Annotated in this window: 16 protein-coding genes; 5 read left to right on the top strand and 11 right to left on the bottom strand. The window is 62.2% G+C overall.

Annotated elements, in window-relative coordinates; all coding sequences use genetic code 11:
- The first annotated feature begins 125 nt into the window (after window positions 1–125).
- Window positions 126–1,004, top strand: coding sequence for a LysR family transcriptional regulator (locus tag BTH42_RS06010; RefSeq protein WP_075296812.1), 879 nt, complete (start codon window positions 126–128; stop codon window positions 1,002–1,004).
- On the opposite strand, the gene BTH42_RS06005 is transcribed toward BTH42_RS06010, so the two are convergent.
- From BTH42_RS06005 to BTH42_RS05995, 3 genes are all read right to left on the bottom strand, one after another.
- Complete coding sequence (locus BTH42_RS06005) at window positions 1,001–1,858, bottom strand: bifunctional diguanylate cyclase/phosphodiesterase (RefSeq protein WP_075296810.1); 858 nt, start codon at window positions 1,856–1,858, stop codon at window positions 1,001–1,003. The genes BTH42_RS06010 and BTH42_RS06005 overlap by 4 nt on opposite strands.
- Window positions 1,859–1,873: 15 nt before the next feature.
- Window positions 1,874–2,263, bottom strand: a complete 390-nt coding sequence (locus tag BTH42_RS06000; RefSeq protein WP_075296808.1) for a transposase — start codon at window positions 2,261–2,263, stop codon at window positions 1,874–1,876.
- A gap of 108 nt (window positions 2,264–2,371) precedes the next feature.
- Window positions 2,372–2,743 carry a hypothetical protein gene (locus BTH42_RS05995; RefSeq protein WP_143751980.1) on the bottom strand — a complete coding sequence of 124 codons (372 nt, stop codon included), beginning with the start codon at window positions 2,741–2,743 and terminating at the stop codon, window positions 2,372–2,374.
- A gap of 469 nt (window positions 2,744–3,212) precedes the next feature.
- Here BTH42_RS05995 and BTH42_RS05990 point away from each other — a divergent pair, with 469 nt between their 5' ends.
- Together BTH42_RS05990 and BTH42_RS05985 are read left to right on the top strand one after the other, a co-directional pair.
- A complete protein-coding gene (locus BTH42_RS05990; RefSeq protein WP_178392126.1) occupies window positions 3,213–3,866 on the top strand; it encodes a response regulator transcription factor in 654 nt (217 codons plus the stop codon).
- Window positions 3,866–7,180, top strand: a complete 3,315-nt coding sequence (locus tag BTH42_RS05985; RefSeq protein WP_075296802.1) for an ATP-binding protein — start codon at window positions 3,866–3,868, stop codon at window positions 7,178–7,180. The genes BTH42_RS05990 and BTH42_RS05985 overlap by 1 nt, the downstream gene beginning before the upstream one ends.
- Before the next feature lie 49 nt (window positions 7,181–7,229).
- Here BTH42_RS05985 and BTH42_RS05980 read toward each other — a convergent pair whose 3' ends face one another.
- From BTH42_RS05980 to BTH42_RS05955, 6 genes are all read right to left on the bottom strand, one after another.
- Window positions 7,230–8,408: a DUF2827 domain-containing protein gene (locus tag BTH42_RS05980; RefSeq protein ID WP_075297009.1), complete on the bottom strand. Its 1,179-nt coding sequence runs from the start codon at window positions 8,406–8,408 to the stop codon at window positions 7,230–7,232.
- Window positions 8,389–9,549: a DUF2827 domain-containing protein gene (locus BTH42_RS05975; RefSeq protein ID WP_075296800.1), complete on the bottom strand. Its 1,161-nt coding sequence runs from the start codon at window positions 9,547–9,549 to the stop codon at window positions 8,389–8,391. The genes BTH42_RS05980 and BTH42_RS05975 overlap by 20 nt, the downstream gene beginning before the upstream one ends.
- Window positions 9,546–10,706, bottom strand: a complete 1,161-nt coding sequence (locus BTH42_RS05970) for a DUF2827 domain-containing protein (RefSeq protein ID WP_075297007.1) — start codon at window positions 10,704–10,706, stop codon at window positions 9,546–9,548. Before BTH42_RS05970 ends, BTH42_RS05975 begins: the two co-directional genes overlap by 4 nt.
- A 204-nt stretch (window positions 10,707–10,910) precedes the next feature.
- On the bottom strand, window positions 10,911–16,346 hold the full coding sequence (locus BTH42_RS05965) for a YadA-like family protein (RefSeq protein ID WP_256701820.1): 5,436 nt from the start codon (window positions 16,344–16,346) through the stop codon (window positions 10,911–10,913).
- 1,136 nt (window positions 16,347–17,482) lie between these two features.
- Window positions 17,483–18,400 carry a LysR family transcriptional regulator gene (locus tag BTH42_RS05960; RefSeq protein WP_075296796.1) on the bottom strand — a complete coding sequence of 306 codons (918 nt, stop codon included), beginning with the start codon at window positions 18,398–18,400 and terminating at the stop codon, window positions 17,483–17,485.
- 56 nt (window positions 18,401–18,456) lie between these two features.
- Window positions 18,457–19,356, bottom strand: coding sequence for a LysR family transcriptional regulator (locus tag BTH42_RS05955; protein ID WP_075296794.1), 900 nt, complete (start codon window positions 19,354–19,356; stop codon window positions 18,457–18,459).
- Between the two features lie 119 nt (window positions 19,357–19,475).
- Here BTH42_RS05955 and BTH42_RS05950 point away from each other — a divergent pair, with 119 nt between their 5' ends.
- Window positions 19,476–20,219 (top strand): SDR family oxidoreductase, encoded by a 744-nt coding sequence (locus BTH42_RS05950; RefSeq protein WP_075296791.1) that lies wholly within the window; start codon window positions 19,476–19,478, stop codon window positions 20,217–20,219.
- A gap of 94 nt (window positions 20,220–20,313) precedes the next feature.
- Here BTH42_RS05950 and BTH42_RS05945 read toward each other — a convergent pair whose 3' ends face one another.
- On the bottom strand, window positions 20,314–21,339 hold the full coding sequence (locus BTH42_RS05945) for an aldo/keto reductase (RefSeq protein ID WP_075296789.1): 1,026 nt from the start codon (window positions 21,337–21,339) through the stop codon (window positions 20,314–20,316).
- A 345-nt stretch (window positions 21,340–21,684) separates the two neighbouring features.
- Between BTH42_RS05945 and BTH42_RS05940 the strand changes: the two genes are divergently transcribed.
- The gene (locus BTH42_RS05940) at window positions 21,685–21,870 is read left to right on the top strand and encodes a hypothetical protein (RefSeq protein ID WP_075296787.1); all 186 of its coding nucleotides are present in this window, start codon (window positions 21,685–21,687) and stop codon (window positions 21,868–21,870) included.
- Window positions 21,871–21,988: 118 nt separating this feature from the next.
- Here BTH42_RS05940 and BTH42_RS05935 read toward each other — a convergent pair whose 3' ends face one another.
- The gene (locus BTH42_RS05935) at window positions 21,989–24,193 is read right to left on the bottom strand and encodes an OsmC domain/YcaO domain-containing protein (RefSeq protein ID WP_075296785.1); all 2,205 of its coding nucleotides are present in this window, start codon (window positions 24,191–24,193) and stop codon (window positions 21,989–21,991) included.
- Window positions 24,194–24,247: the final 54 nt, after the last annotated feature.

Genomic DNA, 24,247 nt, shown 5'->3' with positions numbered 1-24,247 from the left:
CATGCGAGACGGGCGTGTTGTGGAAGGCAGAATAGAAGCGGCGACGATAATCGTCTAATACAACTTATATCCGGTACGATAAGCAGAAATTATCGATCGCGACTGCGTTGCAGGGGGAGACACCGATGGAACTGAAGCAATTGCGCTATTTCGTGGCGGTCGCCGAGGAACTGCATTTCGGCCGCGCGGCGAAACGGCTGTTCATTTCGCAGCCGGCGCTCAGTTTCGACATCCGCAAATTCGAAGAGCAGCTCGGCGTGCAACTGCTCGCGCGCACCAACAAGTCAGTCACCCTAACCAATGCCGGCCAGGCGCTGCTCGGCGAGGCGCGCCGGCTGCTGTTGCAGGCGAGCGAGGCCGAGCGGATCACGCAGCGTTCCGCGCACGGTCTCGCGGGCCGGCTGCGGATCGGCTTCGTCAATTCCATGTTGTATCGCGGGATGCCGCAGGCGGTCAGCCGTTTCGAGGCCGATCATCCGGGCGTCGAAATCGTGCTGAAAGAAATGAACACCAGCGAGCAGGTGCAGGCGATCCAGCGGATGCAGATCGATATGGGCTACGCGCATTGGGGCAATTTCCCGTCGGAGGTGGTATCGACGACAGTGTTCTCCGAGCCGTTCCTGTGCTGTCTGCCGGCCGGCCATGCACTCGCGCGCAAACGCAAGATCGATCTGCGCGCGCTCGCGCAGGAGCCGTTCATTCTGTTTCCGCGCACCGTGTCGCCGCATTATCACGATCTGATCATCGCGCAGTGCGTGAGTGCGGGGTTCAGTCCGTTGATCCGGCACGAGGCGCGGCTGTGGCAGACGGTCGTGACAATGGTCGGGTTCGGGATGGGCGTCGCGCTGGTGCCCTACACGCTGCGCCAGATCGGCGATCCGCGCGTGTGCTTCGTGCCGTTGCAGGGCGAGGCGTTGCGCTCGGAGGTTTTGCTGCTGCGGCGCGGCGGTGCAACCGAGCCGGTCGCGGACCGCTTTATCGAGTATTTGCGCGACGGGCGCTAAACGGGCAACGCGCCGCTGCCGGATCCGATGGCAGCCCGCAACGTGGTGAGCGATACAGGCCGCGAAAAGAAATAACCCTGAATTTGCACATCGCCCAATCGACGCAGCCAGTCGGCCTGGGCCTTCGACTCCACGCCTTCGACCAGCAGCGAAAGGTCCAACACGCTGGCGAGGCGAGCAATACATTCCAGAATTTTCACCGCTTTCTCGTCGTGCGGCACGGCGCGCGCGAAGCTGCCGTCGACCTTCAGGCCATCGACCTCGAGCCTCATCAATCTGGACAGCGATGAATAGCCGGTGCCGAAATCGTCGAGCACGATGCTGACGCCCAGTTGCTTCAAGGCCCGCAATTGCGTGACAGCCGTGGCCGGGTCCTCGAAACTGGCGGTTTCCGTTATCTCCAGCCTCAGGCATGCCGGCTCGATCTGATACTCGCCCAGGCATCTTGCAACGACGCGAACGAAATCTCCATCCATCAGCTGCGGTGCGGAGACATTGAGCGACAGGACCAGAGGTCCGCGATCAGGGTGCTGGCACTCGCGCAGCAGCGCACACGTCTGCTCGAGCACGAACTCGCCGATAAGGCCAATCAGACCGTTGCGTTCGGCGTAAGGGATGAAGTCGTTGGGCATGACGACGCCTCGCGTGGGATGGCGCCAACGCACCAATGCCTCCGCCCCCACCATGCGTGCCGTGCTTAAACGTACGATCGGCTGGAATTCCAGGAAAAGTTCGCCGTTGCCGATCGCATGTTGCAGCTCGCGCTCCAACGGGTCATGCTGTCCCGCGCACGCCGACGTATTGAGCGCATTGAGCGCACTTTGATCAAGAAGCGGATTTCGATCGGGGTTCACTCCGTCTTCCTTTCCTCACAACAAACGTGTCTTTGCGATGCTCGGGCTGTCACGTCCTCGGCTCACCGGATGCAACCGGTCTGCGCGCGTGCGCGAGCGGACCAGCTCCTGGATGTTCACTGCCCGGCAGCCCGCCAGTGCATCTGTCACGCGTTCGAACAGGCCTGAATCGCGCCATGCCTTGAAGCGCCGATGGCATGTCGTATGAGGTGGATACCTGCCCGGCATCGCGGCCCAGGCCGCTCCCGAGTACATGACCCATAGCACGCCATTTAACACACTGCGTGTGTCGACGAGCGGGCGCCCCCGCCGGTCATTCGACTTTCGACCCTCCTGAAGAAACAGGGGTGAAACGCGCTCCCATTGTTCGTCGGTGATTTCCCGAAACGGGGTGAATCCTTCCATCGCCAATCCAATCATAGAAAACAAAATTATTACGGCACGGCGACCACGAATGCCCCCCGCTCGACGCGCGGCTTAAACGAATTTAATTTTTATCCGCAGACTGCGCCGCTATTGTTTCGATTGCTGCGACGACTTCATTTTAAGACCGATCTCTCGCGAGCCAATGGCGAACATCACTGCCACCGCGGCCATACATGCGATCAGAAAAACGTTCATGGCAACCAGCCACCAGCTGAGTTTCGGGCAAAACCATAGGCGGAACAGGATGTAGCAAAACATCGCAAAGAAAAGCGACAGCAACGGCAGAATAAAATTGACCAGCCAATCACAGACAACAAATACCCAGTTCTTGCGCGCGTTGTCTGAAAACCCAGCACAGTCTTCCATTACGAAATCTCCAGAACCCGCATCAAAAAGCGCTTTACCGGTTATGTCCCGCTGTTTGCGCCGCATCGACGCACATGGATCATCCTGCTCCAAGGGGCGCCGCCGACGCCGCCGCGTTGCGGCCGTGCGGCAACCTTGCAGATTTGAAGACCCCGCGACTGTCCCATGCGGGCGAGAAAATATAGACGTCTCTATCGCGGACACCTATAGAATGGCTTCGAAAATGCGCGTACTGGCGAATTTTCCTAATCATTGCTTGCGAAAAGAAGCCGGTCAGGCAAAATGACCGAAAGAATGTCTCGCCAGCTTACAGTCCGCTTTAAAAAAACCATAAAGTCTGACAAGCAAATAGTACCGAGCCATTTCAACCGACCGAGGTTGAAGCCGCTTGCATGGCGCCTTGAATTGGGCCGCACGGGTATTTCCGCACCCGGCGAAATGGCTCGGCGCGGGGCGGTTACGCGGCGTTGAAACAGGGCCACCGTTTTCCGCTGCAAAAGCTCATCCGGTGGAATAAGATTGTTCGCAGTTCCAAATAACCAGCTAATCGTCTATGGAACCTATGTCCCGAACTCAGGTAGTGGTGGCCGACGACCACGCGGTTATCCGTGTGGCGCTCACTCAGACACTCAACGCAAATCCCGCTTTCGAGGTCGTCGGCGCCGCGAAAACAGGGTCCGAATTGCTGGACATGCTGAAGACGGTGGCATGCGGCCTGATCGTCACCGACTTCACGATGCAGGCATTCGGCGCCGACGAAGACGGGCTTCGTCTCGTCATGCAGTTGCGGCGCCGCTTTCCCGCTATTCCAATCGTCATCTTCACGTCGCTGACGAACGGCGGGATCTTGCAACAGCTCTGTCAGCTTGGCGTGGCAAGCATCGTCGGCAAGGGCGAAACCCTCGACGTACTCGAACAGGCGTGCATCAAGGCGCTAGCGAAGGAAACCCGCACCTTTCTGTCACCGGGTTTAAGCGGCCGCATCGCGGAGCGAGGCAACACCGAAGAAGAGTTTCTCGATGCCCGCGATCTCTCCCCGAGAGAGCTGGAAGTTGTCCGTCTCTTCGCTCTTGGATGGTCGGTGACCGAAATCGCCCGGCAACTGCACCGCTCGGTTACCACGGTGGCCACGCAAAAGAGCTCGGCGATGCGCAAGCTCCACGTAGACACCAACGCCAATCTCGTCAAATACGCGCAAGAGCAGGGACTGATCTGATGCCGCCGCCCCTGAATCTGATCGGGGATCCCACCTTGCAGGCGCGCCATTCGCTCGAGCGGAATCTGAAGCGCGAGCGCCATGTTTTTTCAATGGTGATCATCCTGCTGATTCTTGGGGCGCTCGCCGGGGCCGCGGTCACCGTCTCGGCTTTGCTCACCAGCGCGTTGAATCAGGAAGAGCGAATCACTCAATCGCTTGGACAATCTCTATTCGACCGTTTTCAACAGCGAAACATTGCGCTGACCACAGCCAGTCTGGTGATCGAGCTGCGGGCCAACGGCGTTCTTCTGCCGCAGGCGCCGATGCACCCCGGCGAAACCTGCACAGCCAGCATCCCGGACGCGCAATCTCAGGCTGTCCTCGCAGCGAGTTGCGATGCGACCGTGCAATTGCTGTCGGCGTCGGGCCCCCCTCCCCCTATCGAAATCGTCCTCACCGACGGCAGCGTCGCCTATCAGTTCGGCATGCCAAGCGACACGCCGCGGGCTCTGCGCCCCAAATCGCCGGACGACGCGCGCAAACTCGTCGATCTCGTGCTTCGGCGCTACCGCGCGCTGGGTCTGGACCCCGCTCTCGCGGCGCGTGAAAAGCGGATTATCTGGCTGCGTATCCCCGGCGCCGACGATACAGAACCGCCGCACGCGGTGGGGGCGTCGCTCGTTCCGAGCGGGGGCGCGATTTATGCCGTGGTGCTAACCAGCGTGGATTTGCAGGCCGAAAACCGGAAAACGTTCCTGCCTTCGGCGCCTAATTTCATCTGGGTGACGAGCGATGGCGCGGTGGTGGTGATCGGCAACATTCCCGATGCGCAGGCACGCGCGATCGACGCGCAAACACGCGCGCTTCCGGACGGCAGGTTTCACTGGATTGCCGGTTATGGTTGGGCGTTACGGCGCCCATCGACCATTTTCGGCATCGGTCACGTCATTCGCGTGGTGCCGCTGCGCCAACAGATCGTGACCATGCGTTATCAGCTGCTGCTGGTGCTTTCGGTCACGGCTGCGCTCGTCATTCTTCTGCTGTCGACGTTTCGATACTGGAACTACCGGTTTTTGACGCGCACCTATGCGCAGGCATCGCGAGCGCTCGAAAGCGAACTGCTCAACTACCTGCTCGTCCACGCGACGCCGGTGGGCTTGTGTATCGTCAGAAAGAACGACTCCAGCATCGTGCTGGCGAACCAGATCGCGCGCACCACGCTCGGCATCGAGAATTCGGACACACTGCCCGCGGCGCTGAGCGAGAAATTTAAGAACCAGGGCGTCAACAAGGAGTCGTTCGCTCTCGCGGAAGGCACGAAGATTTTTCAGTTTCCGTTCGTGCTCGAAAGAACCAAGGGCGAAAGCGTACATCTGAAAATCACCTTTGCCCCGGCGACGCTCAATCGCGAAGATATCTTTTTCTGTGCGATCGCCGACACGACCGAGCACGTGATGGCCGAACAGGTACTGCGTGAAGCCAAGCTGGCGACCGAATCGATCGCGCGCGCGAAGGTGAACTTCTTCGCGTCGATGAGCCACGAGATTCGCACGCCGCTCGCCTCTCTGGTCGGCAACATCGAGCTGCTGAAGCTCGGCACGTTGGCGCCGGAACAGGAAGCGCGCGTGATGGCAATGCAGGTGTCGGCGATGGGCCTGCTGCAGGTCGTCAACGACGTTCTGGACTTTTCCAAGATCGATGTCGGCGAACTGCGGATCGACGAGGAATGGGGATCGGTCACGACCCTCATGAAGCGTATCGCGCTTTCTCACGCGCATCTGGCCGTCAAACAGGGGCTCAAGTTTTATCTCGTGCTGGACCGGGCGATCCCCTCGCAATTGTTCTTCGATCCCGTACGGATCTCTCAGGTCGTCAACAACCTGCTGAGCAACGCGTTCAAGTTTACGCAGTCCGGCAAGATCGTGATGCGGGTGCGGTGGGCCGACGAAGCGCTGCAAATCGATATTGCCGATTCCGGCATCGGTATTTCCGAAGAACTGAAGAAGCAGTTGTTTCAACCGTTCACGCAAGGCAATAGCAACCGTCTCGCACAAGCGCGAGGTACGGGTCTCGGCCTGTCGATCTGCGAGCGGCTTTGCGAACTGATGAAAGGCACCATCACGCTGGACAGTACGATCGGCGTGGGCACCCGCGTTGCCGTCAAGCTGCCTTTGCGCAAAGGCGACGGTCCGACGGCCGGCGCGGAGTGGACCTTGCCCGATACCAGACCCGCCGTTCTTTGTCTGGCCAGCGAATACCAGGATTGGCTCACGAATCTCTACGATCCCGAGAAATCGATCGTCACGGTCTTTTCCGACCTGCGTCAGCCCGTGGACCATGGCAAGCACGACTACCTGATCGCCACCGACGAGTTCAATCGCGCGGATGTGCTCGCGTGGTGGGGCAACCCGCGCAACATCGTCTGGCTCAGTCAGGATGGCCCGCTCGTGCCCGCCGCGCGCGAGGACGGCGGCGTGGACATCTCTGTCTATAGTCAGTCGGGGATCAAGTCGGCCACCGAAATGTTCGCGCCCGAGTATCAACGCAGAACCGAGACACGGCCGAGCGAACATGTGCCGTCGTCGCGGCGCGACTTCGGCAAACTGACCGTGCTCGTCGCGGAGGACAATCTGCTGAACCGGAGCTTGCTGCGCGACCAGCTGACTACCCTGGGCGCCAACGTGATCGAAGCCGTGAACGGCGAAGAAGCGCTGTCCCTGCTGGTCAGACAGCCGGCGGACAAGCCGGTGGACATCGTGCTGACCGACATCGACATGCCGGTTCTGGGCGGTTGCGAACTGCTTGACGCGATTCGCTCCAGGGGAATGAGCATGCCGATTTATGCGGTCAGTGCGAGCGCTTATCCCGACGACATCAACGAAGGCCGGCAACGCGGCTTTACCGACTATCTGACCAAGCCCGTTCCTCTGGCGGTATTGACGAGAGTGCTCGATAGCGCGGCCGGCCCGATTGTCTGCACCGTTGCCTCTCCGGCCGCGGCCGCAACGGAAGCGACGCTGCCCAGGCTACCCACGGTCCCGCCCGCGTACTCGGCCGCGTTTGTCGAGCAGGCGGCTCTCGACCTCGCCGCACTCGACACCGTCATCGCGGAACGCAGCATCGCGACGCTGCGCAGATGGCTGCACGGCGTCTCCGGCGGTCTGTCGATGCTGGGCGGGTCGCAGTTGCTGCAACGCTGCCAGGCGCTCCACGTCCTTCTGTGCGGCAGCGAAGTTTGGGACGACGAAATAGAACATCGCGCATTGGCCATCGCCCAGGATCTGAAGGAAATGAGCGAAGCCGAGCAGCGCAACACGCAGCGCGGCGGTTAAGTCCGGTTTGACGAGCGCGGCCACGCTGGCCGCGCTCGTCGCGGTTTTTCTAGCGAACGGGTCGCGCCATCAGCTCGCCGAGCAGCGCGTCATACGTGGCCACGAGTTGCGGATTGTCGGGTAGATAACGCGCAATGTGCGCGCGTTGCCGCCGGCGATACTGCGATACCTGCGCATCGTGAGTTTCAATCGCTTCGATCAGCCGGCGCGCGCCCTCGTCCACTTCATTGTTTTTGTAGTAATAGCCCAGCTCCGCGCAAAGATGCGCGTTGTGCACCAGCGGGTAGCCCTGCCAGCAGACTTCGAGATAGAAGTAGTTGAGCGGATTTTCCAGTTGATGCGACACGACAATGTCCGTGTTGCTCGCAAGAAAAGCCGGCGTTTCGTGACGGCCCAGAAACACCGCCTTCTGGTCGCGCACGATATCGAGCTGATTCATCAGCGCGATGAACTCGGCACTCTTTGTTGCGATCCCGTCGGCGTTGGTCACCTGGAGAATCGCGATACTGTCCGGCCGCCGGCGATACGCCAGTTCCGCAATGAAGGCGGGATACAGGCAGAATTTGACGACATTGATATTCGGTTCCATCACGCTCAGGCGCCGCGCGCCCTCACGTGGCTGGTACTCGCCGGCATTCGGCAGGTTCCCGACACGGGCGTCGAGAAAGATGGGACTCCAGACGAATGGCACCACGCGGGCGCTCTGCCGGCGCAACACCTCGAAATACGAACGGCTGATGTTATCGACCTGCGGGATGATCCAGATGTCGTCATAGCGCTGGTTGACGAACAGATTGGCGCCCCACGTCGGCTTGCCGAACAGCACCGACTCCATCGCGTGAACGTACTCGAAGCCGCAGCAGTACGACACCAGTCGCACGCCGCGCTGCTTCAGCCAGGCGGTCCGCGGCGCGTCGATCTGGCCGCCGAGCTCGATCAGCACATCGAGGTTATCTTTCGCGGCATCGAAGCTCCGGGTCGGATAGCGCGCCTGATTCCACGGCAACGCCGACGTAATGGGCACCGCGGTTGTGTTGACCAGCACGACGCCGGCCACCCGCGGACAATGCCGCAAGGCTTCGGCAAGAAAAGCGGCGTTCTGCTTGATGCCGTTATTCCACAGCGTTTCGGCCTCGTGATGCAGACCGATGGTGATGCCGATACGCAGTCCGCTCACAGGCGCCTCGCCGCGCCAACGGTTGAAGACATCATGCGTTTTCACCTTCATACAGCGCGGCAAGCGCATCGGAATAGATCCGGACGTTGGCCTCGTTTTCCGGATCGAGTTGCGCGAGAAACGTCCGCGCGCTCTGCTGGTACGCGTCAAACTGGCGATCGTGCTCCGCATACGCCCGCTGCAGCGCGCGGCCGCCCTCCTCGCAATCGAATTCGTGATAGCGATATCCGCAGTCGCCGATCAGATGCGAGTTGTGAACGAGCGGATACCCGCCATACAACGCTTCGTAGTACACGTAGTTCTGCGCGTTTTCCCACTGGTGGCTGACCACCACGTCGACGTTGGCGGCGACGATCTGACAGAACGGATAGCGCGCCTCGTACGACGCCAGCCCGTGCCTGTGGAGATCCAGGCTGCCGGCAAATTCGCTGAAGCCGCTATGGGCCTTCAGATCCGATGTATTGAAGGCCCACACGTGTTCGAGCATGCCGGGATCGGCGCGGTGCGCCGCCTCGCATGCGAACAGCGGAATAAAGCTCGTCTTCACCATGCAGATGTTCGGCTCGAAAATCCCCACCCGCCAGCGCCGGCGGCCCGGGCGATAGCCGAAGCTCACGCCCTCGGGCAGCCGCTGCGCTTCGCGTTGCAGCACGAATGGACTCCACAGATGCGGCATCACCCGCACCGGACAGCGGAACGTGCTGCGGAAGTACGGCACGCAGGTGTTTTCGTATTCCGCCAGCGTCCACACCTCGTGATAGGGCGCGCGGGTAATCAGCAAGGCCTGCGGTTTGCCGAATATCATGCGTTCGATATCGATCACGTAGTCGTTGCCGACTCTCATCGAGACGATTTTTCCGCCGCGCTCGCGAAACGCCACCACCCATTCGCGGTCGAGCTGGGCGCTCATTTCGATCATCACATCGAGCGCCGTGGCGGCTTCGTTCATGTCGATGACCGGCACTGGCGCATCGCTCAGAAAGTCCCGCGCATCGGCCGGTTCGCCGTCACCGCCGCCCGCGACCAGAAAGGTCGCGCCGACCAACGGCGAGCGCATCAGCAGCATCACGAGGAAAACGCAGTTCTGGTAAATGCCGTTTTCCCACAGCGATTGCTGGCCTTTGCGCACGAATATCGACACCCCGACGCGCAACCTGCGGGGACGGCACACCGGCTTCTGTTCGGCGCTCATGCCCGGCTCCCCGCTGCCTTCGCGAAGTTCGCGTCGCGGCACAGATGCAGCAACCTCGCGGCATAGCCGTCGAGGTTGCCCGGATTGAACGGATCGACCGCGCGAAACACGCGTTGCGTGCGGGCACGGTAGTCGTCGAGATTGCCGTCGTGTTGCGCCGCCGCCCGCAGCAGTTGCGCGGCGCCCTGGCGCGCGTCGAACTGCGGGTAGTAGTAGCCCGCATCGCGCAGCCACGGCGAATTGTGGACCAGCGGATAGTCGCCGTACAACGCGTCCAGATAACTGTAGTTCTGTTCGTTCTGCCACTGATGCGAGACCACCGCATCGGCATGCTGCGTCATGAAACCGACGATATCGTGGCGGCCGTGAAATGTCGCTTTGTGCTCGCGAATCAGATTTAGCGAGTTGGCAAGGTAAAGCATGGTGGGATGATCTTTCAGATGCAGCGTATTGAGCACGTGCATGGCGATGACCGATTCGGGCTCGGCCCGATACGCCTCGTCGCATGCGAGCATCGGAATGCTCGAGGTCTTCACCACCGAAATATTCGGCTCGAAGATCGCCACGCGCAAACCGGTACGCTCACCGCGCGGACGCGCGGCGCGAGGCTGATAGCCGTAGCGCGCGCCGAGCTTGTCGGCCACTTCCCGCGCGCGCCGTTCGACGAAATGCGGCTGCCAGATGTACGGCGCGATATGCACGTCGCAGCGGTGCAACGTCCGCATCATCGGCACGAATGCCGTGTCCTTGGGCAGCAGCCATACCTCGTCGCAACGGTCCGGGCGCCATGCATGGGTCGGCTTGCCGAACACGGCCGGTTCGGCCAGCGCGACGAACGGCTGGCCGCAACAGAAATAGACGACCTTTTTTCCTCTTGCGCGCATCAGGTCGAGCCACTGTATATCGAGCGCGCCGCCCATTTCGATGACGACATCGACTTCGTCGGTCGCCCACCGGGGCTTCAGGATGCGTATATCGTGCAGGCCCATGTCCACCTGGGGCGGCATGGCAAGTTGATCGCCGGCATCGATTAGCGAGACCGACTGCACGAATGGCAGCCGTTTGAATAATTCGGAAAGAAAAATGACGTTCTGCCCCAGGCCGTTCTGCCAGATGTTCTGGCCTGCATGGGTCAACACGGAAATACCAATGCGCATGTTCTTGTCCATGAATCCGGAGCGCCCCGCGATCAGTCAGGCAAGTCGGCTCGCGGCTGCGAGCTCCTTACTGACAAATAGAAAGCAGGGGCAATGGTCGAAACCATTGAACCCCTGCGTACATCACCCGCGTTTTGCGGCGGGTTTTATCTCGACGAATCCCGGGCCCGCATCAGGCTGACCGGATGCCCGGGATCGCGACGCTTACCACTGATACGACGCACCCGCACCGTAGGTCGTGCCGTTCGAGCTGATGCCCGCACCGAGCTTCACCTTCAGATTGGCGGTAATACGGGCACTGATGCCGAGGGCCGAAGCGCCGTAACCCTGGTAGGTTGCCGCACCGATCCCGACCGCGATCGTCTTGCCCGGATCGACATCCGGAATCATCGTCAACGCGGTCGCCGCGGCCACACCGGAATACGCGGTACGCGCCACCTGGTTGACGCTCGACTGAACGCCCCACAGCTGATTCATATTGGCGGCATCGGTACCGTTGACGCCCGGCGCGACGTTCGTGATGCGGCGCTCGTTACCCGGCGAACCGACGGACACGGTGTTCGGCTCGTTAGCCACCGAGTTCGCCCCGAGGGCCACCGAGTTGTTCGCCGTTGCCTGGGCGTTGTTGCCCAGTGCCGTCGAGTTCGAACCGGACGCCGTTGCACCCTGCCCCAGCGCGCTCGAGCCGTCGCCCGACGCAACCGAACCCTGGCCCGTCGCCACCGAGTTGTCACCGGATGCCAGCGTGCCTTGACCGAGCGCCGTGCTGTTGTCGCCCGTGGCTTGCGCGTTCTGGCCGTTAGCCTTCGAGTTCTTCCCCGAAGCAATCGCGCCCTGACCCTCGGCCGTCGAGTTTTCACCCGACGCCGTTGCGCCCTGACCCATTGCCGTCGAATTGTCGCCCGACGCGTTCGACGCTTCCCCGGTCGCCGTCGAGTTCTCACCCGACGCGTTCGAGTTCTGGCCGGTGGCCGTCGAGTTATCGCCCGACGCGTGCGAATTTTCTCCGTTCGCGTTCGAGTTTGCCCCGCTAGCGTTGCCCTGGTTCATGTCGTTCAGGATGGCGTTGCTCACGGACGTGCTCAACGAGTTGACCTGCTGCTGAACCGCGTACAACTGGCTGCCGTTCACGGCGTCCGTGCTGGTCGCCGCAACCCGGCCGGCCGCGACGTTGGTCAGCACCTGCGCCGCGCCCGGATGCGCGCCCGTGCCGCCCGGCGCGACCAGCGCGAGCTGGTTGGCCACCGGTGTTTGCTGCACCGGACCGATATTGCCGCTCGCGATACTCGTGCTCAGGTTCGTCACATCGTTAGTCACCGCGGTCAGACCCGTGGACAGCGAAGCGACGTTGCTGTTGGTCGTGTCCAGAACCGTCGACAACGAAGCGACGTGGCTGTTGGTCGAATCCAGACCCGTCGACAGCGACGCGACGTGGCTGTTCGTCGTGTCCAGACCCGTGGACAGCGACGCGACGTTGCTGGTCACCGTGCTCAGACCCGTCGAGGTCGAGGTCGACAACGAAGCGAGATTGCTGTTGATCGTGTCCAGACCGGTCGACAGCGATGCGACGTTGCTGTTGGTCGTATCCAGACCCGTCGACAGCGACGCGACGTTGCTGGTCACCGTGCTCAGACCGGTCGAGGTCGAGGCCGACAGCGAATACAACTGGCTGCCGTTGATCGCGTCCGTGCTGGTCGCCGCAACCTGGCCGTTCGCCACGTTGGTCAGTACCTGTGCGGCGCCCGGATTCGCACCCGTGCCGCCCGGCGCGACGAGAGCCAGCGTGCCGGCCGTGCCGGTCTGCTGGACAGGACCGATCGTGCCGCTCGCAATCGATGTGCTCAGGTTGGTCACATCGTTGGTCACCGTGGTCAGACCCGTCGACAACGAAGCGACGTTGCTGGTCACCGTGCTCAGGCCGGTCGAGGTCGAGGCCGACAGCGAAGCGACGTTGCTGTTGGTCGTATCCAGACCGGTCGACAGCGAAGCAACATTGCTGGTGGCCGTATCGAGACCCGTGGACAACGATGCGACGTTGCTGGTCACCGTGCTCAAACCGGTCGAGGTCGATACCGACAGCGAGTACATCTGGTTGCCCGTGACCGCGTCCGTGCTGGTCGCCGACACCTGGCCGTTCGCCACGTTGGTCAGCACCTGCGCGGCGCCCGGATTCGCACCGGTGCCGCCCGGCGCGACGAGAGCCAGCGTGCCGGCCGTGCCGGTCTGCTGGACGGGGCCGACAGCGCCGTTCGCAATGGACGTGCTCAGATTGGTCACGTCGTTGGTCACCGTGGTCAGGCCCGTCGACAGCGACGCGACGTTGCTGTTGGTCGTGTCCAGACCCGTGGACAGCGATGCGACGTTGCTGGTTACCGTGCTCAAACCCGTCGAGGTCGAGGTCGACAGCGACGTGAGATTGCTGTTCGTCGTGTCCAGACCCGTCGACAGCGAAGCGACGTTGCTGTTGGTCGTATCCAGACCCGTGGACAGCGATGCGACGTTGCTGGTCACCGTGCTCAGACCCGTCGAGGTCGATACCGACAGCGAATACATCTGGTTGCCCGTGACCGCGTCCGTGCTGGTCGCCGACACCTGGCCGTTCGCCACGTTGGTCAGCACCTGGGCCGCGCCCGGATTCGCACCGGTGCCGCCCGGCGCGACCAGCGCGAGCTGGTTGGCCGTGCTGGTCTGCTGGACCGGTCCAATCGCGCCGCTCGCAATCGACGTGCTCAGGTTGGTCACATCGTTGGTCACCGTGGTCAAACCCGTGGACAGCGATGCAACGTTGCTGTTGGTCGTATCCAGACCCGTCGACAGCGACGCGACGTTGCTGGTCACCGTGCTCAGGCCGGTCGAGGTCGATACCGACAGCGAAGCAACATTGCTGTCAGTCGTGCTCAGGCCCGTCGACAGCGAGTTGATACCGCTGGTCGCCGTGCTCAGACCGGTCGAGGTCGAGGCCGACAGTGAATACAGCTGGCTGCCGTTGATGGCGTCCGTGCTGGCCGCCGACACCTGGCCATTTGCCACGTTGGTCAGCACTTGTGCCGCGCCCGGATTCGCACCGGTGCCGCCCGCCGCGACGAGAGCCAGCGTGTTCGCCGTGCCGGTCTGCTGGACCGGGCCGATCGCGCCGTTCGCAATCGACGTGCTCAGGTTGGTCACATCGTTGGTCACCGTGCCGAGGCCCGTCGACAGCGACGCGACGTTGCTGTTGGTCGTGTCCAGACCGGTCGACAGCGACGCGACATTGCTGGTCACCGTGCTCAAACCCGTCGAGGTCGAGGTCGACAGCGAAGCGACGTTGCTGGTCACAGTGCTCAGACCCGTCGAGGTCGATACCGACAGCGAATACATCTGGTTGCCCGTGACCGCGTCCGTGCTGGTCGCCGACACCTGGCCGTTCGCCACGTTGGTCAGTACCTGTGCGGCGCCCGGATTCGTACCCGTGCCGCCCGGCGCGACGAGAGCCAGCGTGCCCGCCGTGCCGGTCAACTGGACAGGACCGAGATCGCCGTTCGCAATGGACGTGCTCAGGCTCGACACATCGTTGGTCACCGCGCCGAGACCCGTCGACAGCGATGCAACGTTGCTCGTCACGGTGCTAAGACCCGTCGAGGTCGAGGCCGACAGCGAATACAGCTGACTGCCGTTGATGGCGTCCGTGCTGGCCGCCGACACCTGGCCGTCCGCCACGTTGGTCAGCACCTGCGCGGCGCCCGGATTCGCACCGGTGGCGCCCGGTGCGACGAGAGCCAGCGTGTTCGCCGTGCCGGTCTGCTGGACAGGACCGATCGTGCCGCTCGCAATCGACGTGCTCAGGTTGGTCACATCGTTGGTCACTGTGCCGAGGCCCGTCGACAGTGAAGCGACGTTGCTGTTGGTCGTGTCAAGGCCGGTCGACAGCGACGCGACATTGCTGGTTACCGTGTTCAGGCCCGTCGAGGTCGAGGCCGACAGCGAATACATCTGGTTGCCCGTGACCGCGTCCGTGCTGGTCGCCGACACGTCGCCGTTCGCCACGTTGGTCAGTACCTGTGCGGCGCCCGGATTCGCACCGGTGGCGCCCGGTGCGACCAGCGCGAGCTGGTTGGCCGTGCCGGTCTGCTGGACGGGGCCAATCGCGCCGTTCGCAATCGACGTGCTCAGGTTGGTCACATCGTTGGTCACCGTGCCGAGACCTGTCGACAGCGAAGCGATGCCGCTGGTCGCCGTGCTCAGACCCGTCGAGGTCGAGGCCGACAGCGAAGCGACATTGCTGTTAGTCGTGCTCAGCCCCGTCGACAGCGAGCCGATGCCGCTCGTCGCCGTGCTCAGGCCGGTCGAGGTCGACGTCGACAGCGAAGCAACATTGCTGTTGGTCGTGCTCAGGCCCGTCGACAGCGAGCCAATGCCGCTCGTCGCCGTGCTCAGACCCGTCGAGGTCGATGTCGACAGCAAAGCAACATTGCTGTTGGTCGTGCTCAAACCCGTCGACAGCGAGCCGATGCCGCTCGTCGCCGTGCTCAGGCCGGTCGAGGTCGAGGCCGACAGCGAAGCGACATTGCTGTTGGTCGTGCTCAAACCCGTCGACAGCGAGCTGATGCCGCTCGTTGCCGTGCTCAGGCCGGTCGAGGCCGAGGCCGACAGCGAATACAGCTGACTTCCATTGATGGCGTCCGTGCTGGCCGCCGCAACCTGGCCGTTCGCCACGTTGGTGAGCACCTGTGCGGCGCCCGGAGCCGCACCCGTGCCGCCCGCCGCGAGGAGAGCCAGCTCGTTCGCCGTGCCGGTCCGCTGGACAGGGCCAACCGTGCCGTTCGTAATCGACGTGCTCAGGGTGGACAGATTGTTGGTCACGGTGCCGAGACCCGTCGACAGCGAAGCGATGCCGCTGGTCGCCGTGCTCAGGCCGGTCGACGTCGAGGCCGACAGCGAAGCGACGTTGCTGTTGGTCGTGCTCAGGCCCGTCGACAGCGAGCCGATGCCGCTCGTCGCCGTGCTCAGGCCCGTCGAGGTCGATGTCGACAGCAAAGCAACATTGCTGTTGGTCGTGCTCAAACCCGTCGACAGCGAGCCGATGCCGCTCGTTGCCGTGCTCAGGCCGGTCGAGGTCGAGGCCGACAGCGAAGCGACATTGCTGTTGGTCGTGCTCAGGCCCGTCGACAGCGAACCGATGCCGCTGGTCGCCGTGCTCAGACCCGTCGACGTCGAGGCCGACAGCGAATACAGCTGGCTGCCATTGACCGCGTCCGTGCTGGTCGCCGCCACCTGGCCGTTCGCCACGTTGGTGAGCACCTGTGCCGCGCCCGGAGTCGCACCCGTGCCGCCCGCCGCGACGAGAGCCAGCTTGTTGGCCGTGCCGGTCCGCTGGACAGGGCCAACTGTGCCGTTCGTAATCGACGTGCTCAGGGTGGACAGATTGTTGGTTACGGTGCTCAGACCCGTCGAGGTCGACGCCGACAGCGACGCGACGTTGCTGTTGGTCGTGCTCAGGCCCGTCGACAGCGAGCCAATGCTGCTGGTCGCCGTGCTCAGGCCCGTCGAGGTCGATGTCGACAGCGAATACAGCTGGCTACCGTTGATTGCGTCCAGACTCGAACTCGTCACGGCGCCCGCCGCCAGCCCGGTCATCAACACGTTGTTTCCGGACGAGGTCATGGACAGCTGATTTACTCCATTGGCCCCATTTACATTCAGAGAAAAAAGCGCCTGGCCACCCGAGAGCAGGAATTGCGCATTGTTGCCCCCTGCACCGGACTGTAGAAGCGCGAAAGTAGGCAATCCAGTTGTCGTACCAAAAACGTCAGTGCAGCCGGCCGAAAGTATCCCGCCAGCGCCTGTCATCTGGCTTGTGCCCTTATCGTCCTTGAGACACAAAACGGACGCGGACGCGACCACCGGACACATCGCGAGCACCGCAGCGGCAACCGCAGTATTTAACTTTCGACTCGAACTTTTCTTGCCGCGTGCCGATGTATTCTCCGACGCGGCCACCCACGATCCAAGCGCTTCATTCCAGATGCTTTTATACGACTTGTTCACGACTAGTCCTTCTACAAAAATTTATTTAACTTTGTTTAACACTGCGAATTAAATAAAACCGGTTAATGCCTTTACGGTCAGTAGATATTCGCTACAAAAACATGGTTATCGCGCGCCCGGAGACCGGAGCGAACGTCAGGGTTTTGGAACGATCGTTGAGGGACAAATTGAGGTCTACTGCTTTGAACACCAACGTTCGGACGCGCAGCCAATCATGTCGGCTGCGCGTCTGCCCCTTCGACGTTCACCCGTCGAGTTTCATCGAGCAGAATGCGGACGCTCTCCGTACGATGCGGCGACCAGCAGACGAGCTACCGGATGTCACGGAGGGTAGAAATTCGCGCGCCAGTTTTCCGTCTTGACTGGGCCTTGGCGAACATGGCGAGCGCGTCGACGGCAAACTGAACGCCCGCCCCGCGCCACGCCGAAGTTGATCCAGCTCAAAAAGCGAAGGACGCACGTTCGTCGCGCATCATCCGTTTTTGTTTGTTGAACTAACTGATCAGCCAGCCGCCGCGAAGATCGACTAATGACGAAGACCCGTTGAACGCCTCATGGATCTCGCACCGTCGCGCCTTGCGGCGGCATGTCGAATATGGTCCAGCATCGTTTAAGCGACCCATACAAACCTTTCGCTTAATACGTACTTTATCGGCCTGACCGCTATCGCGAAATAGATAGGATTCGATTTTGAAGTCAGGATTTTGACGCAGGCCGAACTCGTGTTAAGGGTCAAGCAGCGCCGGCAAACCCTAAGCCATCACCGCCAGCCCCCGCACCAACCGCTGTGCGAGCCGCGGCTGGCGCAGCTGCTCGAGCCACCACGTCAGCGCGCGCCCTTCCTGATCGCCGCGCCACGCGACGTACAGCACATTCGGCTCGCGCGGATCGGCGGTGCGCTTTTCGACCAGCTCGCCGCGCTCCAGCAACGACGCGACCCGTTCGCGCGGCAGCCAGCCGACCCCGAGCCCGTCGCGCTGCGCGAGGATTTTCGCGCGCATCGTCGGCACCGCGAGCGAGGTTTGGCCGCCCAGCACCCCATACGCGCGGCCGGCGCTCGCACGCGACGAATCGGCCACCACCACCGAGCGATGCTCACGAATCCGCTCGCGGGTGAGCGGCTCTTCCACAGCCGCGAGCGGATGACGCGGCGCGACCGCGAACACCCACTCCATCACGCCGAGTTCGAACCAGCGCAGCCCGGCGATCGACGGCGGCTCGTTGGTCGCGCCGACGATCAGGTCCGCGCGGCCGTCGCGCAACGCCTCCCACGTGCCGCCGAGCACTTCGTGCGTGAAGCGCAGCCGCACGCCGGAGCCGAGTTCGTCGAACGAGCGCACGACCGGCATCAGCAGTTCGAATTCGAGGATTTCGTCCGTCACGATCCACAGCCGCTCTTCCCAGCCGCTCGCTACCTGCTTTACGCGCTGCGTCATCCGTTGCAGGTCGAGCATCAGCCGGCCGGCTTCGTCGGCGAGCAGTTGGCCGGCCGGCGTCAGTTGCAGCCGGTAGCGGCGCCGGTCGAACAACAGCGCGTCGAAGCGCGCCTCCAGCTGCCGCGCCGCGTGCGAGATCGTCGACGGCGCCTTGCCGAGCCGCGCCGCCGCGCGCGACAGGCTGCCGGTCGAGCGGATCGCGTCGAGTAACGCCAGTTCGTCTTCCGACAACATGTGCGATTCCTTCGAATGAGTGCGTCGACCTCGATCCTAACGCGCGCCGCCGCGCTTTAACCGACCGCGGCGAAAATCTCCGTCAGCCACTGCGCGAACACCCGCACCCGCGACGACAACTGGCGGTTCTGCGGATACAGCACCGACACCGGCATCGGCGGCGGCGGATAGCCGGCGAGGATCACCCGCAAGCGGCCGGTCGCCAGTTCGCCGTCGACCCGGTAGCGCGGCACCTGCACGATGCCGAGCCCGGCGAGCGCCGCGCCCGCGTACAGATCGGCGCCGCTCACCGATACCGCCGACGGCAACACCAGCGCGCTATCGCGCCCGTCGATCCGAAATTCGAGCGGCACCGGCTTGCCGGTCGCGCTGGAGATGTAATTGACCGCCCGATGCGCGGACAGCCCGGACAGTTCCGCCGGCGTGGCCGGCTCGCCATACGCGGCCAGATAATCAGGACTCGCAACCGTCACCTGCTGCAGCAGCGCGACGCGCCGTCCGACCATCGACGAATCCTGCAGCACGCCCGCCCGCAGCACGCAGTCGATCCCCTCGCGCACCAGATCGACGAGCCGGTCGTCCTCGCCGATCATCAGCTCGATGCCCGGATAGCGTTCGAGAAACGCGGGCAGCGCCGGCACCACGAAATGCCGCGCGAGCGTGCCCTGCACGTTCACCCGCAGCAGCCCCTTCGGCGCGAGATTCGAAAACGATCCTTCGGCCTCCTCCATATCGGCGAGCAGACGCACGCAGCGGCGGTAGTACGCGTCGCCGTCGGGCGTCAGGCGCACCGTGCGGGTCGTGCGTTCGAGCAGGCGCGCGCCGAGCCGCTGCTCCATCCGCTTCATCAGATTGGTGACGGTCGCGCGCGGAATACGCAGGTCGTCGGACGCGCGGGTAAAGCTCTGGCGCTCGGCGATCCGCACGAATACGCGCATTTCCTCGAAACGGTCCATAGCGGCGGGATTATTAAAGCAAATGGAATGATGATCGCAAGTCTAGCCCGATTATCTCAGCGTCGAAAGCGTTCATGATTCAGCTCACCGACTCATTCACTCCGACAAGGAAACCGATCATGAACACCACCCAATCATCGAAAGTTGCAATCGTCACCGGCGCGGCGCGCGGCATCGGCATGGCCATCGCGCAGCGGCTCGCGCGGGACGGCTTTGCGGTCGCGGTCAACTATGCATCGAGCGCGGGCGATGCCGACGCGCTGGTCGCCGCGATCCGCGAAGCCGGCGGCAAGGCCGTCGCGGTGAAGGCGGACGTGTCGAAGCCGGACGACGTGCGCCGCCTGTTCGACATCACCGAACGGGAACTGGGCAAAGTGGACGTGCTGGTCAACAACGCGGGCGTGATGAAGCCGACGCCACTCGCGGACACCCCGGACGCGCTCTACGACCAGACCTTCGACATCAACGTGCGCGGCACCTTCAACACGCTGCGCGAAGCGGCCGCGCGGATCAACGACGGCGCGCGCATCGTCAATTTCTCGACCAGCGTGCTGGCGCTGAATCTGCCCGGCTACGGCGTCTACACGGCGACCAAGGCGGCCGTCGAGGCGTTCACGCGGGTGTTCGCGAAGGAGCTGCGCGGGCGCAGCATCACGGTCAACGCGGTCGCGCCGGGACCGGTCGCGACGCCGCTGTTCCTCGACGGCAAGACCGCCGAGCAGATCGACACGTTCGCGAAGATGCCGCCGCTGCAACGGCTCGGCGAGCCGGACGACATCGCGAGCGTGGTCGCGTTTCTGGCGGGACCGGACGGCGGCTGGGTGAATGGACAGGTGTTGCGGGCGAATGGGGGGTTGGTTTGACGGGTTGCGGGTCCGGCTCGCCGCTGCGCCGGACCGCCCTGCGCGCCGCGCCGGACTTCGGCGCGGCGCCATGCAATGCAATGCAATGCAATGCTCAGACCGCCTTCGAATTGCGCTCCGCGAAACCTTCCTGATGCCAGTACGGATACGCGGGCCGGATCGCGCTCGCCGCGTCGAGCGTCGCGACCTGCTCGGGCGTCAGATTCCAGCCGACCGCGCCGAGGTTCTGGCGCAACTGTTCTTCATTACGCGCGCCGATCAGCACGGTCGCGACGGTCGGGCGTTGCAGCAGCCAGTTCAATGCGACCTGCGGCACGGTCTTGCCGGTTTCGGCGGAGACTTCGTCGAGCGCGTCGAGCACCCTGAACAGATACTCGTCGGGCACCGGCGGCCCCATGTCGGCGGTCTTGTGCAGGCGGCTCGTCTCCGGCAACGGCTGGCCGCGCTTCAGTTTGCCGGTCAGCCGGCCCCAGCCGAGAGGACTCCACACCACCGCGCCGACGCCCTGATCGACGCCGAGCGGCATCAGCTCCCATTCGTAGTCGCGGCCGACCAGCGAGTAGTAAGTCTGATTCGCGACGTAGCGCGGATAGCCGTAGCGGTCGGCGACATCGAGCGACTTCATCAGATGCCAGCCGGAGAAATTCGACACGCCGATATAGCGGATCTTGCCCGCGCGTACGAGGTCGTCGAGCGTCGACAGCACTTCGGCGACCGGCGTCTTCGCGTCGAAGCCGTGCAACTGGAACAGATCGATGTAGTCGGTTTGCAGACGCTTGAGCGCCGAATCGACCGCCTGGATCAGATGGAAGCGCGACGAACCGACGTTGTTCGGTCCGTCGTCGAAACGAAAGGTCGCCTTGGTCGAGATGATCGCCTTGTCGCGCTTGCCCTTCAGCGCTTCGCCAAGCACCGATTCCGACGCGCCGCGCGAATAGATGTCGGCGGTGTCGAACATCGTCACGCCCGCGTCGAAACAGATGTCGATCAGACGCCGCGCTTCGGCGACGTCGGTCGCGCCCCACGCCTGAAAAAACTCGCCCTTGCCGCCGAACGTACCGGTGCCGAAACTCAGCACCGGCACCTTGAAACCGGATGCACCCAGATGTCTGTATTCCATTGAATAGCTCTCCTTGGCATTGCCGTCGATGAACGGACGATCAGTCTACGCGTGTCGGCGGAAATGCGTCGGATGGCAGGGGCGGAGAAATGGAATGTGTCGCGATCGAACCCACAGTGCATGCGGACAGTTGGATCCGGCCCACCGGCCGCGGCGCGCACGCCGGTCTGCCCATGCGCCCGGCTCGCCGTGACAAAGCCAGTATTTTCAAGTGGTTGCGGGATCGCCTGGCGCGCGGCGCGAGCGTTTGGCACGGGCTTTGCCTTGATCTCTATCGAGTGTGGCGACACCCTCAGAACAAGCCCTCACATTACTGACTGACTCATTGCCCCTTGGAGAATCGACATGAACACGCTCGTTATCAAAGACATCCCCGTCGCCGTCGAGATGGATCGCACTGCAATGACCGCTATCAGCGGCGGCCGGCTGCCGCAGCAGATCGTGAACATCATCCAGGCCGTCTCCGACTACGCAAACGACTCCCCTACCCAGCACAGTTTCACTGGCAGCGGCGCTTCTGTGACGTACTAGAAGAGCACGGCGATGTCGTCGATCAAGGCCCCGCCCGCTAACGAGGGCCTCTTTGACACTGGATTCTCCGGCCGCCGAAATCCGCGCGCCCGGAGAATCCAGCCGTGTTGTGAAACCCTTAACTCGCGATAGCGGCCACAGCGGCCCGCGCTTTATGCAGTTTCTTGTAGCTATCGATCAGACGATGGTGCCTGTCGAGACCCTCCAGTTTCATACTGGTTGGCGTCAGGCCATAAAAGCGCACGCTCCCGTCCACCGACCCCAGTACCGCGTCCATCCGGGCGTCGCCAAACATCCGGCGGAAGTTGACCGCGTAATCGTCCAGTTCCAGCTCGTCATCGAGCAGTACTTCCAGCACCGCATTCAACGCCTGGTAAAACAACCCACGCTCGACCGTGTTGTCGTTGTACTGCAGGAAAGCGCCCACCAGCTCTTGCGCCGCCTCGAACTGCTGCAACGCGAGATGGATCAGCAGCTTCAACTCGAGAACGGTCAGTTGTCCCCAGCCCGTGTTCTCGTCAAATTCGATGCCGATCAACGTGGCGATATCGGAGTGCTCATCCAGTTCATTGTTCTCCAACCGTTCGAGCAATGCTTCCAGCGCGGCATCATCCAGACGATGCAGATTCAGAATATCGGCGCGGAACAATAGCGCCTTATTGGTGTTATCCCAGATCAGATCTTCCACCGGATAAACCTCCGAATAGCCGGGCACCAGAATCCGGCACGCTACGGCGCCCAGTTGATCGAATACCGCCGTGTAGACCTCTTTGCCCATTTCTTCGAGAATGCCGAACAACGTGGCGGCTTCCTGCGCATTGGAATTTTCACCGTGGCCGGAGAAATCCCACTCGACGAATTCGAAATTCGCTTTGGCGCTGAAAAAGCGCCACGACACCACACCGCTGGAATCGATGAAGTGCTCGACAAAATTATTCGGTTCGGTCACCGCGTTACTGACAAAGGTGGGCTGAGGCAAATCGTTCAGGCCTTCGAAACTGCGCCCCTGCAGCAATTCGGTCAGACTGCGTTCCAGCGCGACCTCGAAGCTCGGGTGCGCGCCGAACGACGCAAACACACCGCCTGTGCGCGGGTTCATCAGCGTGACGCACATCACCGGGTAGGTGCCCCCCAGCGATGCATCCTTTACCAGCACCGGAAAGCCCTGCTCTTCCAATCCCTGAATCCCGGCCATGATGCCCGGGTATTTCGCCAGCACTTCCTGCGGCACATCGGGCAACGCGATTTCTCCTTCGAGAATTTCACGCTTGACCGCCCGCTCGAAGATTTCGGACAGACATTGCACCTGCGCTTCGGCCAGCGTATTACCGGCACTCATGCCATTGCTGACGAACAGGTTTTCAATCAGGTTGGACGGGAAATACACCACTTCGCCGTCCGACTGCCGCACATACGGCAGCGAACAGATACCGCGCTGCACATTGCCGGAGTTCGTGTCGTACAGATGCGAGCCGCGCAACTCGCCATCGGGGTTATAAATTTCGAGGCAATACGGATCCAGAATTTCGGCAGGCAGCGCATCCTTACGACCCGGCTTGAACCAGCGCTCGTTCGGGTAATGGACAAATTCCGCGTTGGCGATATCCTCGCCCCAAAACGCACCGCCATAGAAATGGTTGCAATTCAGGCGCTCGATAAACTCTCCCAATGCCGACGCCAACGCGCTTTCCTTGGTCGAGCCCTTGCCATTGGTAAAACACATCGGCGAGTGCGCATCGCGGATATGCAGCGACCAGACATTCGGAACGATATTGCGCCACGAAGCGATCTCGATCTTCATGCCGAGGCCCGCCAGAATGCCCGACATATTGGCGATGGTCTGCTCCAGCGGCAGATCTTTGCCGGCAATATAAGTGCTGACATCCGATGCCGGCTTCAACGTCAGCAACGACTGAGCGTCGGCATCCAGGTTTTCCACCTCTTCAATGACGAACTCGGGTCCGGTTTGCACGACTTTTTTCACCGTACAGCGGTCAATGAAGCGCAAGATGCCCCGGCGGTCCACTTCCGAGATATCCGGCGGCAGCTCGACCTGAATCTTGAAAATCTGTTTGTAGCGGTTTTCCGGATCGATAATATTGTTCTGCGACAGACGGATATTTTCCGTCGGAATGTTTTTATTTACGCAGTACAACTTCACAAAGTAAGCCGCACACAAAGCCGACGAGGCCAGAAAGTAATCAAACGGACCGGGCGCCGAGCCATCGCCCTTATAACGGATGGGCTGATCGGCAATTACCGTGAAGTCATCGAACTTGGCTTCAAGGCGGAGTTTGTCGAGAAAGTTGACTTTAATTTCCATGGCGGGTCCTGAAAATGGCGCGCAAAAATGACATGGCCGATATTATGCGTCACA

The sequence above is a fragment of the Burkholderia sp. SRS-W-2-2016 genome (assembly GCF_001931485.1).
In the GTDB taxonomy this organism is placed as follows: domain Bacteria; phylum Pseudomonadota; class Gammaproteobacteria; order Burkholderiales; family Burkholderiaceae; genus Paraburkholderia.
This window is presented reverse-complemented; position numbering and strand designations above follow the sequence as displayed.